The following is a 15280-nucleotide window of genomic DNA, read 5'->3' as shown; positions in this document are numbered from 1 at the left end:
TGGTCAAGTACCGCGTCTCTCAGAGCGTCTCGATAACTCAGCAATCATTCGATCATGCAGTCGCTGGACCCAGTTGCGATAAGTCCTATCCGCCGATGGCTCCAGTCCCAGCTGCCGCATCTGCTCAGCAACGGATAGCTCCCGCTCGCAAATTTGGCTAACCGCTGGCCCTACTCACCTTGATGTTGCAACCAGGCCAATGCGGCTTCCACCTCGCGTGCCATGTGATCGGGACCGGCTCCCACGAGTAGATCCCTCGAGCCCGGCGTACCACGGCCCCCCCCCCAGTTTTGGCAAGACATTCGAAAGAGAATCGGTGCGCGTTTGGCAGCATCAACACGGACTCGAACAAAGTAAGCATCTTTCAGCTCGAAGTGATATTCGCTTTCGGGGGAGTTCATGGTTTTTTCACCCCGATCCAAAAGCTGCAGGTACGTGCGCGCTTCGGCGTACTGAATAACGCCTGCTGTGCCTTCTACGGAGACCACCACATTGCTTGAGTAGGCAGCGGCGGGAGAGCCGCGCAACAAGGCGCGGTAGCGGGTATCGCATCACCAAATCCTTATGAGTGATGGAAGGCTGCTGGGCGAGCCTTGAGAATTACCCTAAACCAAACCCCAACAACGAAAAAGCCCCTGAAATGTTCAACCATTTCAGGGGCTTAGTCGTATTCAATAATGGCGGAGAGATAGGGATTCGAACCCTAGGTACCGGTGAAGGTACAACGGATTTCGAATCCGTCCCATTCGGCCACTCTGGCATCTCTCCAACGGCGCGCATCATAACAGCCTGTCTCTGGAAAGCAAAGCGCCGAAGCGATTTTTTTCCGTGCTATCAGATGCTTGCGTCGATTACAGCGGTACGCCGAGGCGCTTGGCGACTTCTTCGTAGGCTTCGATCACATCACCGAGGCCTTGGCGGAAGCGGTCTTTGTCCATCTTCTTCTTGGTGTCTTTGTCCCACAGGCGGCAGCCGTCCGGGCTGAATTCGTCGCCCAGGACGATGGAGCCGTCGTGGAACACGCCGAATTCAAGCTTGAAGTCGACCAGCAAGAGGCCGGCGGCGTCGAACAGCTTGCTCAGCACGTCGTTGACCTTGAGGGACAGTTCCTTCATGCGCGCCAGTTGCTCGGCGGTGCCCCAGCCGAACGCCACGACGTGAGATTCGTTGATGAACGGGTCGCCCTTGGCGTCGTCCTTCAGGAACAGCTCGAACGTGTAAGGGTTGAGCTTGAGGCCCTCCTCCACGCCCAGGCGCTTGACCAGGCTGCCGGCGGCGTAGTTACGCACGACGCATTCGACCGGGATCATGTCCAGCTTCTTGACCAGGCACTCGTTGTCGCTCAGCAGTTTATCGAATTGGGTCGGAATGCCGGCCGCTTCGAGTTTCTGCATGATGAAGGCGTTGAACTTGTTGTTCACCATGCCCTTGCGATCCAGTTGTTCGATGCGCTTGCCGTCGAACGCCGAAGTGTCGTTGCGAAACAGCAGGATCAGGCGGTTGGCGTCGTCGGTCTTGTATACCGACTTGGCTTTGCCGCGGTAGAGTTCTTCACGTTTTTCCATGATGGGCTCCGCTTTGAGTGAGGTGGGCTAGGCGATGTGTCGCCAGTCGAGCCCTGAATCTTGATCGGCCAGTTGCAGCCAGTCCGGGTCGCACCCAAGGGTATCGACAAAACATTGCCGGGCCAGCTGCGGCAGGTTGTTCTTGCTGCTCAGGTGGGCCAGGACCAGGTGTTGCAGGTCTTGCCAGCCCAACTCATACACCAGGTACGCCGCCTGGTGGTTGTTCAAATGCCCGAGTTCGCCGCCCACCCGTTGCTTGAGAAAGTACGGGTAATGACCGCGAGCCAACAGGTCTCGGCAGTGGTTGGACTCGATCATCAATGCATCGAGATCCCGGTAACCGTCCAGCACCTTGGCGCAGTAGGAGCCCAGGTCGGTGAGTACGCCGAAACGTCGCTCGCCGCCACTGAATACATACTGCGTCGGCTCCTGGGCGTCATGCGCCACGGCAATCACATCGATGCTCAAGGCACCGATCTGCAACTGCTCGCCACCGGCCAGGAAGCCTGCGGGTTCAATGGGTTTGCGCATCCCGCGCAAGGTGCCGCGACTCAGGTACACCGGAAGATTGTAGCGCCGAGACAGCAAACCCACGCCATGCACATGGTCGGCATGTTCGTGGGTCACCAGAATTGCGCTCAGCTGCGAGGGGTGAACCCCCAGGCGCAGCAGGCGCCGCTCGGTTTCCCTTAACGAGAAACCACAATCCACCAGCACATACGTGTCGTCTTGAGCGACCAGCGTGCCGTTCCCTTGGCTACCGCTGCCGAGAACGGCAAAACGCATCGGATCAGCCCAGGTTGTCCTGAATCACGCCCAACACTTTGCGCGCTGTTTCAGCTGGCGCAACGGTGTTGATGTTCTTCTCGACGGTGACTTGCACGCTGTCGCCAACCTTGCTCAAACGAATCTGATAACGCTCGGCGCGGGTTTCGATCTCTTCCTTGGTCGGCGCGCTGCCGAACAATTTGCTGAAGAAACCTGGCTCGGCGTCTTTCTTCTCGGCTTTTTCCGCCACGTTGATGTAGTACAGGCCCAGGCTGCGGTTGATGTCTTCAACACGCCAAGGGCCTTGTTCCAACGCGCGACCGACACTGGCCCAGGCACGGTCCAGGTCTTCACCCAGGTTCAGCACCACGTTGCCGCTGCCGTCTTCGGTGAGGCTGACGCGGCTCGGGGTGTCGTAATCGCGTGCGGCGAGCAGGGAGATCGAACCGCCCTTCTCGGAAATACGGCTCATGCTGGCCAGCATCTCGTCGACCAGTGCGGCGTCGACGCCGGTGTTGACCGAGCGATTGGTGAACTCGACGTTGGACGTGCTGCCGGCAGGACGCTCGGCGCTGACCACATAGACTTCACTGGTATTGCGCTGCACGCCAGGCTCGATGCGTACACGTACACGGGCTTCGCTGTCAGCGGCGATACCGCCGGACTGCAAACGCTTGGCCATGCTGGCGGACAGCTCGCTGCCCTGCTGCCACGCCGTGGTGAACTCACCGGTCTGCGGGCGCTGCTCGTCGATGCGAAAGCCATTGTCCTGGAAGAACTGCACCGCCACCGGCCAGACTTCGGCAGGTGGGCGCTGTGCCACGATCCAACGCGAATCGCCGCTCTTCTGCAGGCTGTAGTCGCTGGTATTCGCCACGGCCGAGATCGGCTGTGGACGCGGCACCACGTACTCACCCTTGGCGGTGTCGTCGGCGACATTGCGCGGAATCGGCAGCAACGGGTCAAGGCGCTTGGCGACGTTGACGTCCGGCGGCAATTGCATCGGTTTGGTTGCTTGTGCTTCCAGGTAATCGCTGCCGCGGTCACGGAAGTAGCCTTCCGGGCCCCAGATCCAACCGCAGCCGCTGGTGCTGGAGATAATCAAGGCAAGTGCGGAAAGTCCGGCCAATCGCTTCATGCGTAGTGCTTCCTCAATTAAACCAGGACGCCGGACTGGCGCAGGGCCTGTCGCAGCGGTTCGTGACAGGCTTCGCTGAGGCGGGTGAGCGGCAGACGGATACCGTCCGGCATCATGCCCATCTCGAACAGCGCCCATTTCACGGGAATAGGGTTGGATTCGATAAACAGTGTCTTGTTGAGCGGCATCAGTTTTTCGTGAATCGCACGCGCGGTCACGGCATCGCCGGCGAGGGCGGCGGCGCACATGTCGCTCATGGCACGCGGGGCCACGTTGGCGGTCACCGAGATGTTGCCCTTGCCGCCCAGCAGGATCAGCTCGACAGCAGTGGCATCGTCGCCGGAATACACCAGGAAGTCGCTGCTCACGCCTGCCAGGATGTCCTTGGCGCGCTGCAGGTCGCCGGTGGCTTCCTTGATACCGATGATGTTCGGCACGGTGGACAGGCGGATCACGGTCTCGGCCTTCATGTCGCACGCGGTGCGACCTGGCACGTTATAGAGGATCTGCGGGATATCGACCGCTTCGGCAATGGTGCGGAAGTGCTGGTACAGGCCTTCCTGGGTCGGCTTGTTGTAGTACGGGGTCACCAGCAGGCAGGCGTCGGCGCCGGCTTTCTTGGCGTTCCTGGTCAGCTCGATCGCTTCACGCGTCGAGTTGGCGCCCGTACCGGCGATCACGGCGATACGGCCCGCGACACGCTTGACCACGAACTCGATGACCTGGATGTGTTCTTCCACGTCGAGAGTGGCCGACTCACCTGTGGTGCCGACCGCCACAATGGCGTTGGTGCCCTCTTGCAGGTGGAAGTCCACCAGTTTGCCCAGGCTATCCCAGTCGAGACGACCTTGTGCATCCATGGGTGTGACCAGTGCCACCATACTGCCCGCAATCATGCAACCGCTCCTGCCGGAAAAAGAGAGCCGTAATGGTACTGGCGCCAAGATGCTTGTACAAGCGAAGTACCGCCTGAGGATGCGTTCTGGCGCAACTAAACGACGGGCATTGCCATCATTGCGCGAAAGTGCGGGCCGAGACGGGGTAAAAACCCGCCGATCACGCAATGAAAACGCCACCTCCTATCCCTTGGCGACGCTTTTCGCTACCCTTCATGCTTTGATCGATACAGCCCTCACCGTATCGACCGCTCATCGTTTTAGGAAGGCTGCATGTCCACCCCCACAGTTCGCGAACAATTCCTTGTTATCAGTGCCCTCGGCGCCAACCCCATGGAGCTGACCAACGTCCTGTGCCGCGCCAGCCATGAAAACCGCTGCGCCGTCGTCACCTCCCGTCTCACCCGCCATGGCGAGTGCAGTGCGCTGGTGCTGCAGATTTCCGGCACCTGGGACGCCCTGGCACGCCTGGAGACCGGCCTGCCGGGCCTGGCCAAGAAGCACGACTTCACCGTCAATGTGGTACGCAGTGCCGCGCTGGAAAACCGCCCGCAGGCCCTGCCTTATGTGGCATATGTCAGTTCGGCCTACCGCTCGGACATCGTCAACGAGTTGTGCCAGTTCTTCATCGACCATAACGTCGAGCTGGAAAACCTCACCTGCGACACCTACCAGGCACCGCAAACCGGCGGCACCATGCTCAACGCCACGTTTACCGTGACCTTGCCGGCCGGCGTGCAGATCAGTTGGCTGCGCGACCAGTTCCTCGACTTCGCCGATGCCCTGAACCTCGACGCATTGATCGAGCCGTGGCGCCCACAGAACCCAATGTAAGGAAGCCCCCATGGCGGTAGTCATCGACAAACCCGTAGCCGATTTCGAAGCCCAGGCCACCAGCGGCCAGACCTTCAGCCTCGCTGCCCTCAAGGGCAAGCAAGTGGTGATCTACTTCTACCCGAAGGACAGCACCCCGGGTTGCACCACCGAAGGCCAGGGTTTCCGTGACCAGTACGCAGCGTTCAAGGCAGCCAACACCGAAGTGTTTGGCGTGTCGCGCGACAGCGTGAAGTCCCATGAGAACTTCAAGGGCAAGCAGGAATTCCCGTTCGAGCTGATCAGCGACAAGGACGAAGCGGTTTGCCAGCTGTTTGATGTGATCAAGCTGAAGAAGCTGTATGGCAAGGAATACCTGGGCGTGGATCGCAGCACCTTCCTGATCGACAAGGATGGCGTGCTGCGCCAGGAATGGCGTGGCGTGAAAGTGCCAGGGCATGTGGACGCCGTGCTGGCGGCCGCCCAGGCTTTGCATAACGCGTGAGCATCATCGGGAGAGGGCGCACGCGCCCTCCCCTCGCTTCAGAGTAAGGGCGCCACCACCGGTTCCTGCCGCGGCCATGCATCCAGCACCGCCTTGAACAGCGTCGCCAGAGGGATCGCAAAGAACACGCCCCAGAACCCCCACAACCCGCCGAACAACAATACCGCGCAGATGATCGCCACCGGATGCAGGTTGACCGCCTCCGAGAACAGCAGCGGCACCAGTACGTTGCCGTCCAGGGTCTGGATGATGCCGTACACCGCCATCAGGTAGATAAACTGGTCGCTCCAGCCCCACTGGAACAAGGCGATCAACGTGACCGGCACCGTCACCACCACCGCGCCGACATACGGCACCACCACTGAAATGCCCACCAACAATGCCAGCAGCGCCGCGTAGTTCAGGTCCAGGGCAATAAAGGCGATGTAGGTCACGCCGCCACAGATGATGATCTCGATCACCTTGCCGCGAATGTAGTTGGCGATCTGCCGGTTCATCTCCTCGGCCACCCGGGTGATCAGCGCACGCTCACGCGGCAGATAGCCACTTACCCAGCGGCCGATCATCGCGCGGTCCTTGAGGAAGAAAAACACCAGGATCGGCACCAGCACCAGGTAGATCATGATGTTGACCAGCAACGGCAGGCTGGACAGGGAAAAGGTCACCGCCCACTGCCCGAACTTTCCGATCTCGCCGCGTGCCACTTCGATGGCTTGCAATACCTGCTCATCCGACACCAGATGCGGGTAGCGCTCCGGCAACAGCAGCAATAGAGACTGCCATTTGGCGAGCATGCCGGGCAACTCATTGAACAGGGTGATCAACTGGTGCCACAGCAGTGGCACGACCACCACGATAAATACCAGCAACAGCCCCATGAACAAAGCAAATACCAGCCCCACTGCCGCCGCGCCCGGTAAGCGCAGACGCTCCAGGGTGGTGACCAACCCCTGCATCAGGTAGGCCAGCACCATCCCCGCCAGCACCGGAGCGAGCATGCCGCCCAGGGTGAGGACGGCGGTAAAGGCCAGGAACAGCAGGACCGCCAGCACCACGGCTTCCTCGTCGGAGAAGTAGCGCTGAATCCAGTCTCGTAACACTTTGAACATCAATCAACCTCGGGTGGTGGGAAGCGGACGCTTCAGGCCTTGCGCAACCAATAACGGTAGACACCGGCGGCGTCTTCTTCATGCACCAGGGTATGACCGGCCAGCCTGGCAAAGGTGCGGAAATCACGCTGGGAACCGGCATCCGTGGCGATGACTTTGAGCACCGCGCCGCTGGCCAATCGATTGAGTTCGAGTTTGGCCTTGAGCAAAGGCAACGGGCAATTGAGGCCGCTGGCATCGAGTTCGGCATCAAAGGCTACAGCGTCGGTCATGGTTTTACTCCGGGCAAGCGTTCAGGTTGCTTAGAATATCTGGTCCGACGCTCAGTGTCCGGCTACAGTAAGCTCTTTGTCGAAAGGCTCTGTGCATGACTTTTTTGCGCCCCACCCTGCTGACGCTGGCCTGCCTGCTGGCCTCCCCGGCCTTTGCCGACGACCTGCCGTCACTTGGCGACGCCAGCTCAGCCATTGTCTCGCCACAACAGGAATACCAACTGGGTCGCGCCTGGCTTGCCTACTTACGCGGCCAGGTGGCGCAGCTCAACGATCCGCAGCTCAAGGATTACGTCGAAACCAGCGTGTACAAACTGGTGGAGACCAGCCAGGTCAATGACCGTCGCCTGGAGTTCATCCTGATCGACAGCCCGCAGCTCAACGCTTTTGCCGCGCCTGGCGGTATCGTCGGGGTCAACGGCGGGCTGTTCCTCAACGCTCAGACCGAAGGTGAATACGCCTCGGTGCTGGCCCACGAATTGGCTCACTTGTCCCAACGCCACTTCGCGCGCGGCGTCGAAGCGCAACAGCGCATGCAGATCCCGATGATGGCCGCGATGCTCGGCGGCATCATTGCCGCCGCAGCCGGTGCGGGCGACGCCGGCATTGCTGCAATTGCCGGCACCCAGGCCGCGGCGATCCAGGAACAACGGCGGTTCTCGCGCCAGAATGAACAAGAGGCCGACCGCATCGGCATCCTCAACCTGGAGAAAGCCGGTTACGACCCACGCTCCATGCCGACCATGTTCGAGCGCCTGATGCGTCAATACCGCTTCGACGCCAAGCCGCCGGAATTCCTGCTGACTCACCCGGTGACCGAATCGCGCATCGCCGACACCCGCAACCGTGCCGAACAGGCCAAGCTCGGCGGCACCGAAGACAGCCTGCGTTATCAATTGATTCGCGCACGGGTGCAGCTGAAATACGAAGACACGCCAGGCCTCGCCGCCAAGCGCTTCCAGGCCCAACTGGACGAAAACCCGAAAAGCGACGTGGCGCGCTATGGTCTGGCCATCGCCCAAATCAAGGGGACCAAGCTCAAGGAAGCCCGGGAAAACCTGGCCCCGTTGTTAGCCAAGTCGCCCAACGACATTACCTACAACCTGGCGCAGATCGAACTGGACATCACCAACAACCGCTTGCCGGATGCCCAGCAACGCACTGACCGGATGCTCACCCAGTACCCCGGCAACTATCCGCTGAACCAGGTGCGAGTGGACCTTTTACTCAAACAGAACCGCACCGCCGATGCGGAAAAGGCCCTGGACGGTTTGCTCAAGTCGCGCCCGGACGATCCGGACGTGTGGTACCAGGTCGCCGAAACGCGCGGCTTGTCCGGCAATATCATCGGCCTGCACCAGGCGCGCGCCGAGTACTTCGCCCTGGTCGGCGACTTCCAGCAAGCCATTCAACAACTGGACTTCGCCAAGCGCCGTGCCGGCAGCAACTTCCCACTGTCGTCACGTATCGACGCACGCCAGCGTGAGCTGATCGAACAGGAACGCTTGGTGAAAGGAATGATGGGCTAAACCCACCGCCCACAAAAAAGCCCCGCCCTCGTTAAACGAAGGCGGGGCTTTTTTATGCGCCGGTGTTACTCAGCCAACTTGAAGGTAATGAAGCTGGCACGGCCCTGACGCAGGACGCGCATCGAGACCGAACGGTTCTTCGGCAGCGCCTTGGCGATGTCGGTGAACTGCTTGGTGCTGTCGATGGCCTGATTGTTCAGGTGAGTGATCACATCGCCTGGCTGCAGGCCGATCAACGCGGCAGGACCGTCCTGCACTTCCTTGATCACCACGCCGCTTTTCAGGTCGAAGGCCTTCTTCTGCTCGTCCGTCAGCTCGGCCACGGCAATACCCAGGCGATTGCTGCTGCGCTCGGCGCCCGGCTTGGCGCTACCGAGGGCATCGAGGGTCGCGCCTTCTTCCGGAATGGCGCCGACGGTCAGTTCAACGTTCTGGCGTTTGCCTTCACGGATCACTTCCAGCTTGGCTTTGCTGCCCGCCTTGAGCGCGCCCACCAAATGCGGCAGGTCTGCCGACATGACGATCGGCTGGCCGTTCATGCTCAGAATCACGTCGCCGACTTGCAGGCCGCCCTTGGCTGCCGGGCCGTCGTCCTGGATCTGAGCGACCAGCGCACCGGCCGGCTTGTCGAGGCCGAAGGACTCGGCCAGGTCCTTGTTCACTTCCTGGATCACCACGCCCAACCAGCCACGGCTGACTTTGCCGCCGCTTTTGAGTTGGTTGGAAACGTCCATGGCCACGTCGATCGGGATGGCGAACGACACGCCCATGAAGCCACCGGAGCGCGTGTAGATCTGCGAGTTGATGCCGACCACCTCGCCATTCAGGTTGAACAGCGGGCCACCGGAGTTACCCGGGTTGATCGGTACGTCGGTCTGGATGAACGGCACGTAGTTTTCGTTGGGCAGGCTGCGGCCGATGGCGCTGACGATGCCTTGGGTCACGGTGTGGTCAAAGCCAAACGGCGAACCGATCGCCACGACCCATTGCCCGGCCTTCAGGTCCTGGGACTTGCCCAGTTTCAGCACAGGCAGGTCCTTGCCGTCGATCTTCAGCAACGCCACGTCGGAACGTGGGTCGGTGCCGACCAGCTTGGCTTTCAACTCGCTGCGGTCAGCCAGACGGACGAGGATCTCGTCAGCGTCGGCAATCACATGGTTGTTGGTCAGGATGTAGCCATCGGGCGAGATGATGAAGCCTGAGCCCAAGGACTGCGCTTCACGCTGGCCACCGCCACCACCACGGGGCGCGCGTTGTTGCGGCATGCCACGCTCGAAGAACTCGCGCAGCATCGGCGGCAGGCCTTCCAGGTCCGGCATCTGCTGGTTGGAGACTTTGCGCTCGGGCAGTTTTTGCGTGGTACTGATGTTCACCACGGCAGGCGAGGCCTGCTCGACCAATTGGGTGAAATCAGGCAGCTCGACCGCTTGCGCGGGCACGGCCTGACCCAACACCAACAATGTGGCGACTATGGATAAATAGGACTTCAAGCGTGGTATCGACATACAGCTCCCGTTACGACGAGCAGGGTTGGGCGACAGGGTTCTGGAAACGCCGGAAACTGTGACCGACATCTCCGTTCCGCGAACAAAACATGGTCAGCGCCGACAAGCCCTGACCTATAAAAAATATGAGAGATTTTTGCAAGTGAAAATGCTGGACCAGACATTTCATGATGCTCGGCAGCCAACCTCGCATGGACGTAGGGTGAAAGGCCAGGATGAACATAAGATTAACGATTCACGGCTTGGCGGCTGGTTTTTTTTCACCGCGCACCGACAGCGCGATGCGCTCGGCGGTGCCCATGGGGATTTCGCCCACTACCGTGACCATCATTTCGCCATCCACCGTATTCAGCCGACGCGACACCGCCACCGTCGGGCCCAACTGGGTACGGGTTTCAGTAACGCCGGATTCGCCGATCGGCTCAAGAAATACCGAAAACCGTGCCAGCCCATCTTCATACATCCGACTGTCGACCGTCGCTTTGGTCTGGGTGTCTTTGCGCGCATTGCTGCTGGTCAACTGGAAACCCGGCGGCAACCATTCCAGATGCCAGTCCTGGGCAGGTTGCACCTCGGGCGCTTTAGCCGTGGCCACTGCAATAGGCGTGCAATCGCCAGTGGGTTGCAAGTCGCGATCATCCGGCGTGACCGAGGTGTTCAATCGCGTGAACTGGAAACGCTCCAGCAACTGCCCCTGATCGTTCACCAGCAGGGATTTAAGGGGCAACGCAGTTTCGCGGTCCAGGTGCAACTCAAAACCATAGCGGTATTGGTCACGCGGAGTGATCGACACAATCACCGCATTTCGACCGGCCACGCGAGATTTACCGATGACGGCCAGTTCATAGAATTGCGCGATTTTTTGCGGATCAAGCGCACGTGAAGGGGCATCACGCGAATTGCCGAGGCCGGCGACAAGAGTGCCGCTGACGCATTGCGTCCGACCGTCTACCCGCACGACTTCCTGAGCCGAACCGTCGAGCTGCAAAAGCCGCTCGCGAACCTGACCGTCCTGGACACGATGCCAGATGTCGTGGGTAGAAAAATTGCCGTTACGCTCGTAGACGAACGTACCTTGGAAGCTTTGCTGTTGCTCAGCACGCCCAAGTCGAGTCAACCAGTCTTGGGCATCATCGGCGTGGGCGGGGAGTGCAAACCAACCACTGAGCAAAAGCGTAAGGAGCGGTATGGCGCGCATAGTGCTCCTCAACGGTTCAACGGTTTTCCAGGCTTGCCGCGCGAGCATAAGGCAGAGCGCTTTCAGTGCCTTTCAAGGCCGATTCCTGTGCGTGTTGGCGCAGGTAGCCTGGAAGACGCTGATCCTGCCAGCCGGATTGCCCTTGAAGCACACCGTTCGCCATCGGGCCGGTAGTGTCGGAGCTTTCCTTGTAGCCTGCCAGTACGGCGGGGCCCTTGACTTGCGGGCCAGCCATGATCGGTTGCTGAGTCTGCTGGGCCAGTTCGGCACCGGCGATTTCGTCCTGGTTGTACAGGCGAACACCAGCCAGAACGGCAACAGTCACCGAAGCGGCCACTGCCAGGCGACCCAGGCTACGCCATGGCCCCCGCGCAGCTTTTGCCGGAACGGCTTCATCAGCCAGTGCAGCAGAAACGGCCGCAGCAATATCCAGACGAGGGATTAGAAGATCCTTGTGCATCACCGCCCGAGCGACTTGGTAACGAGACCAGGTATCACGGGTTTCGGCATCACCGAATGCATTGAGCACCCGACGAAGTTCCAGTTCATCCGCTTCGTTATCCATCACTGCGGACAGCGATTCCTGCAGGGCATCACGACTCATGGCGGTTCCTCTCTTGGCTGTCGCCGCTGTCTTTAGTTTTCCTGCAACAACGGTTGCAAGGCTTTATCGATGGCTTCCCGGGCCCGGAAAATCCGTGACCTTACAGTCCCCACCGGACACTGCATGACGCTCGCAATGTCTTCATAACTCAGACCATCGAATTCACGTAAAGTTAACGCCGTCCGTAAATCTTCTGGCAGTTGCTGAATAGTGCGATGAACGGTGCCTTCGATCTCGTCGCGCAGCAATGCACGCTCCGGCGACTCGAGATCTTTGAGGCCGTGATCACCATCGTAAAATTCTGCATCTTCCGAACTGACATCACTATCTGGTGGGCGGCGTCCGCGAGACACCAGATAGTTCTTCGCCGTGTTGATGGCGATGCGGTAGAGCCACGTGTAAAACGCGCTGTCACCGCGGAAATTGCCCAGCGCACGGTATGCCTTGATAAAGGCTTCCTGTGCAACGTCCTGCGCTTCATGGGTGTCGTGCACAAACCGCACGATCAACCCGAGAATTTTGTGCTGGTATTTCAGCACTAGCAGATCAAAAGCTCGCTTGTCGCCGCGTTGAACGCGCTCGACCAGCTGCTGATCCTCTTCCTGGGTTAGCATGAACACTCCTCGTTGTACTTGAAGGAGGCTTGCATAACTGAACGATCAGGCTTGCAAACATAGACTCGGACTTTCCGCAAAAGTTCTCCCCTCCAAGCAAGTTTCCGGCATGCACTGATTTGGCACACACGAAAAACGCAGCGCGGGCAATGCCGGCTGCGCGAATAATCTTGTCGCCGGTTTCCTGACGCGTCCAATGCTCCCGACGGGCCAATAAACTCAACGTTTTCCCAGCTTTCGGGCAACCTGCTATTGAGTCGGGGCTTATGCAAAAAGTTCCCACTTCAATAACCGGTCCATTTACCTTGGCCGTGCACCGTAATTTCACATTGCCACGAATGCGCGGCTATTGTGCCGCTCCCCCCCTCTATATACTAGTAGCCCGTGTGACCCTTTGATTCGCCGATCCAGGCGTCCTGTTTGCGCCAGCCCCTGTGGATCGCTTTTTGCGGAATCCTTCAAATGAGCCAACAGTTTCAACACGATGTCCTGGTGATCGGCAGCGGCGCAGCCGGCCTGAGCCTTGCGCTGACCCTCCCCAGCCACCTGCGCATTGCGGTGCTGAGCAAAGGCGACCTGGCCAATGGCTCGACATTCTGGGCCCAGGGCGGTGTTGCCGCCGTGCTGGACGACACCGACACGGTGCAGTCCCACGTCGAAGACACCCTCAACGCCGGCGGCGGCCTGTGCCACGAAGATGCGGTGCGCTTTACCGTCGAACATAGCCGCGAAGCCATTCAATGGCTGATCGACCAGGGCGTGCCGTTTACCCGTGACGATCACGCCGGCAGCGATGACGGCGGCTTCGAGTTCCACCTGACCCGCGAAGGCGGGCACAGCCATCGCCGCATCATCCACGCCGCCGACGCCACCGGGGCCGCGATCTTCAGGACCCTGCTCGAACAAGCCCGCCAACGCCCGAATATCGAACTGCTTGAGCAACGGGTCGCCGTCGACCTGATCACCGAGAAACGCCTGGGCCTGTCGGGCGAGCGCTGCCTCGGCGCCTATGTACTCAACCGCAACAGCGGCGAAGTCGACACCTACGGCGCGCGCTTCACCATTCTCGCCTCGGGCGGCGCGGCCAAGGTCTACCTCTATACCAGCAACCCCGACGGTGCCTGTGGCGACGGCATCGCCATGGCCTGGCGCTCGGGCTGCCGGGTGGCCAACCTGGAATTCAACCAGTTCCACCCCACCTGCCTGTATCACCCGCTGGCCAAGAGTTTCCTGATCACCGAAGCCCTGCGCGGCGAAGGCGCGCACCTGAAACTGCCGAATGGCGAGCGCTTCATGCAACGCTTCGACCCGCGCGCCGAACTGGCCCCGCGCGATATCGTCGCCCGCGCCATCGACCATGAAATGAAGCGCCTGGGCATCGACTGCGTCTACCTGGACATCAGCCACAAGCCCGAAGCGTTCATCAAGACTCACTTCCCGACGGTCTACGAGCGCTGCCTGGCCTTCAACATCGACATCACCAAAGGCCCGATCCCGGTGGTGCCGGCCGCGCACTACACCTGCGGCGGCGTGATGGTCGACCAACACGGGCGCACCGACGTGCCCGGCCTGTACGCGATCGGCGAAACCAGCTTCACCGGCCTGCACGGCGCCAACCGCATGGCCAGCAACTCGCTGCTCGAATGTTTCGTCTATGCGCGTTCGGCGGCGGCAGACATCCTTGAACAACTGCCGCAGATCCCCGTCCCGGCCGCCCTGCCCCGCTGGGACGCGAGCCAGGTGACCGATTCGGACGAAGACGTGATCATCGCCCACAACTGGGACGAACTGCGACGCTTCATGTGGGACTACGTAGGGATCGTGCGGACCAACAAACGCCTGCAACGCGCACAACACCGCGTGCGACTGTTGCTGGATGAGATCGACGAGTTCTACAGCAACTACAAAGTCAGCCGCGACCTGATCGAATTGCGCAACCTGGCCCAAGTGGCGGAGCTGATGATCCGCTCGGCCATGGAGCGCAAGGAAAGCCGGGGCCTGCATTACACCCTCGACTACCCGCAGATGCTGCCCGAGGCCCGCGATACTATTCTGGTGCCAACCACCTACGCCGACTGAACTTCAGGCGAACCCGCAGGCGCCGGTGTACATCGGCGGCCTGCGAATCCTTGGGCACACAGATCGACCGCACCGCCCATTCGCCCTGCACCCGATAGCGCAGCACCACGATCAACGGCAACGCCAGGCTGTCGGGACGCAGTTGCACGCGGTGCCAGCCGCGCGCTTCGCTCCACAACTGCCACCCGCTTTCGTCACGGCGCAGGCCGCGAATCGACGAACGGTGAGTCAGCCGGATATGGCGCGGGATAACCCAGGCGGCGTGAGCCAGGCACAGCAACAGGCCAAGGCTTGAATAAGGCAAATCGACAAGCAGCAGCGCACCCAGTGCGGACGACTGGGCCAGGAGATAGGCCGCCAGCAACAGCCGCGAGGCCTGCCAGCGGCATTCGAAGGCGGGATTACTTGGGCTGGACACGATCCAGGATCATCCGAACCATGCGCTGCAGCTCCGGGTCTTCCGATTCAGCGCGTTCCATGAACCAGCCGAACATGTCCTGGTCTTCGCATTCCAGCAGGCGCACGTAACACTTGCGATCCACCTCGTTAAGGGTCGAGTAAACCTCTCTGACGAATGGCACCAGCAACACGTCCAGCTCAAGCATGCCGCGACGGCTGTGCCAGTAGAGGCGATTGAGTTCTACATCTTCGACCATGGAACGCTCCTCAAATAGATTGCAAGTAT

At 60.4% G+C, this 15280-nt stretch carries 16 protein-coding genes and 1 tRNA gene; 4 read left to right on the top strand and 13 right to left on the bottom strand.

Annotated features, from left to right (window positions below):
* Positions 1-678 precede the first annotated feature (678 nt).
* The 5 genes from TU80_RS17195 to dapA form a co-directional block, all read right to left on the bottom strand.
* Positions 679-768 (bottom strand) — tRNA-Ser (locus tag TU80_RS17195).
* An 83-nt stretch (positions 769-851) separates the two neighbouring features.
* Entirely contained in the window at positions 852-1565 is a 714-nt protein-coding gene (gene purC / locus TU80_RS17190; RefSeq protein WP_057004972.1) for a phosphoribosylaminoimidazolesuccinocarboxamide synthase, read from the bottom strand.
* Positions 1566-1592: 27 nt separating this feature from the next.
* Entirely contained in the window at positions 1593-2351 is a 759-nt protein-coding gene (locus TU80_RS17185; RefSeq protein WP_017844920.1) for an MBL fold metallo-hydrolase, read from the bottom strand.
* A gap of 4 nt (positions 2352-2355) precedes the next feature.
* On the bottom strand, positions 2356-3471 hold the full coding sequence (gene bamC, locus TU80_RS17180; RefSeq protein ID WP_046384365.1) for an NlpB/DapX family lipoprotein: 1116 nt from the start codon (positions 3469-3471) through the stop codon (positions 2356-2358).
* Positions 3472-3488: 17 nt separating this feature from the next.
* Positions 3489-4367 carry a 4-hydroxy-tetrahydrodipicolinate synthase gene (gene dapA, locus TU80_RS17175; RefSeq protein WP_017844918.1) on the bottom strand — a complete coding sequence of 293 codons (879 nt, stop codon included), beginning with the start codon at positions 4365-4367 and terminating at the stop codon, positions 3489-3491.
* 273 nt (positions 4368-4640) lie between these two features.
* On the opposite strand from dapA, the gene TU80_RS17170 reads away from it, so the two are divergent.
* Positions 4641-5201 carry a glycine cleavage system transcriptional repressor gene (locus TU80_RS17170; RefSeq protein ID WP_003172487.1) on the top strand — a complete coding sequence of 187 codons (561 nt, stop codon included), beginning with the start codon at positions 4641-4643 and terminating at the stop codon, positions 5199-5201.
* Positions 5202-5211: 10 nt separating this feature from the next.
* Entirely contained in the window at positions 5212-5685 is a 474-nt protein-coding gene (locus TU80_RS17165) for a peroxiredoxin (RefSeq protein ID WP_046384366.1), read from the top strand.
* A gap of 38 nt (positions 5686-5723) precedes the next feature.
* On the opposite strand, the gene TU80_RS17160 is transcribed toward TU80_RS17165, so the two are convergent.
* Together TU80_RS17160 and TU80_RS17155 are read right to left on the bottom strand one after the other, a co-directional pair.
* The gene (locus tag TU80_RS17160; protein WP_017844916.1) at positions 5724-6794 is read right to left on the bottom strand and encodes an AI-2E family transporter; all 1071 of its coding nucleotides are present in this window, start codon (positions 6792-6794) and stop codon (positions 5724-5726) included.
* 32 nt (positions 6795-6826) lie between these two features.
* On the bottom strand, positions 6827-7066 hold the full coding sequence (locus TU80_RS17155; protein ID WP_017844915.1) for a sulfurtransferase TusA family protein: 240 nt from the start codon (positions 7064-7066) through the stop codon (positions 6827-6829).
* Between the two features lie 95 nt (positions 7067-7161).
* On the opposite strand from TU80_RS17155, the gene TU80_RS17150 reads away from it, so the two are divergent.
* Positions 7162-8595, top strand: a complete 1434-nt coding sequence (locus TU80_RS17150) for a M48 family metalloprotease (protein WP_057004971.1) — start codon at positions 7162-7164, stop codon at positions 8593-8595.
* A 65-nt stretch (positions 8596-8660) separates the two neighbouring features.
* Here the strand turns inward: TU80_RS17150 and TU80_RS17145 are convergent, their stop codons facing one another.
* From TU80_RS17145 to rpoE, 4 genes are all read right to left on the bottom strand, one after another.
* Positions 8661-10100, bottom strand: coding sequence for a DegQ family serine endoprotease (locus TU80_RS17145; protein WP_057004970.1), 1440 nt, complete (start codon positions 10098-10100; stop codon positions 8661-8663).
* Between the two features lie 235 nt (positions 10101-10335).
* Positions 10336-11298, bottom strand: a complete 963-nt coding sequence (locus tag TU80_RS17140; protein WP_046384369.1) for a MucB/RseB C-terminal domain-containing protein — start codon at positions 11296-11298, stop codon at positions 10336-10338.
* A gap of 16 nt (positions 11299-11314) precedes the next feature.
* Positions 11315-11902: a sigma-E factor negative regulatory protein gene (locus tag TU80_RS17135; RefSeq protein ID WP_046384370.1), complete on the bottom strand. Its 588-nt coding sequence runs from the start codon at positions 11900-11902 to the stop codon at positions 11315-11317.
* Positions 11903-11934: 32 nt separating this feature from the next.
* The gene (gene rpoE, locus TU80_RS17130) at positions 11935-12516 is read right to left on the bottom strand and encodes an RNA polymerase sigma factor RpoE/AlgU (protein WP_003172477.1); all 582 of its coding nucleotides are present in this window, start codon (positions 12514-12516) and stop codon (positions 11935-11937) included.
* Positions 12517-12978: 462 nt separating this feature from the next.
* On the opposite strand from rpoE, the gene nadB reads away from it, so the two are divergent.
* Complete coding sequence (nadB, locus tag TU80_RS17125) at positions 12979-14595, top strand: L-aspartate oxidase (RefSeq protein ID WP_017844910.1); 1617 nt, start codon at positions 12979-12981, stop codon at positions 14593-14595.
* Here the strand turns inward: nadB and TU80_RS17120 are convergent.
* Both TU80_RS17120 and TU80_RS17115 read right to left on the bottom strand, forming a co-directional pair.
* Positions 14564-15013: a protein YgfX gene (locus TU80_RS17120; protein WP_017844909.1), complete on the bottom strand. Its 450-nt coding sequence runs from the start codon at positions 15011-15013 to the stop codon at positions 14564-14566. The two genes, nadB and TU80_RS17120, sit on opposite strands and share 32 nt — an antisense overlap.
* Positions 14997-15251 (bottom strand): FAD assembly factor SdhE, encoded by a 255-nt coding sequence (locus TU80_RS17115; protein ID WP_057004969.1) that lies wholly within the window; start codon positions 15249-15251, stop codon positions 14997-14999. Before TU80_RS17115 ends, TU80_RS17120 begins: the two co-directional genes overlap by 17 nt.
* Positions 15252-15280 lie beyond the last annotated feature (29 nt).

Source organism: Pseudomonas veronii (assembly GCF_001439695.1).
In the GTDB taxonomy this organism is placed as follows: Bacteria; Pseudomonadota; Gammaproteobacteria; order Pseudomonadales; family Pseudomonadaceae; genus Aquipseudomonas; species Aquipseudomonas veronii.
This window is presented reverse-complemented; position numbering and strand designations above follow the sequence as displayed.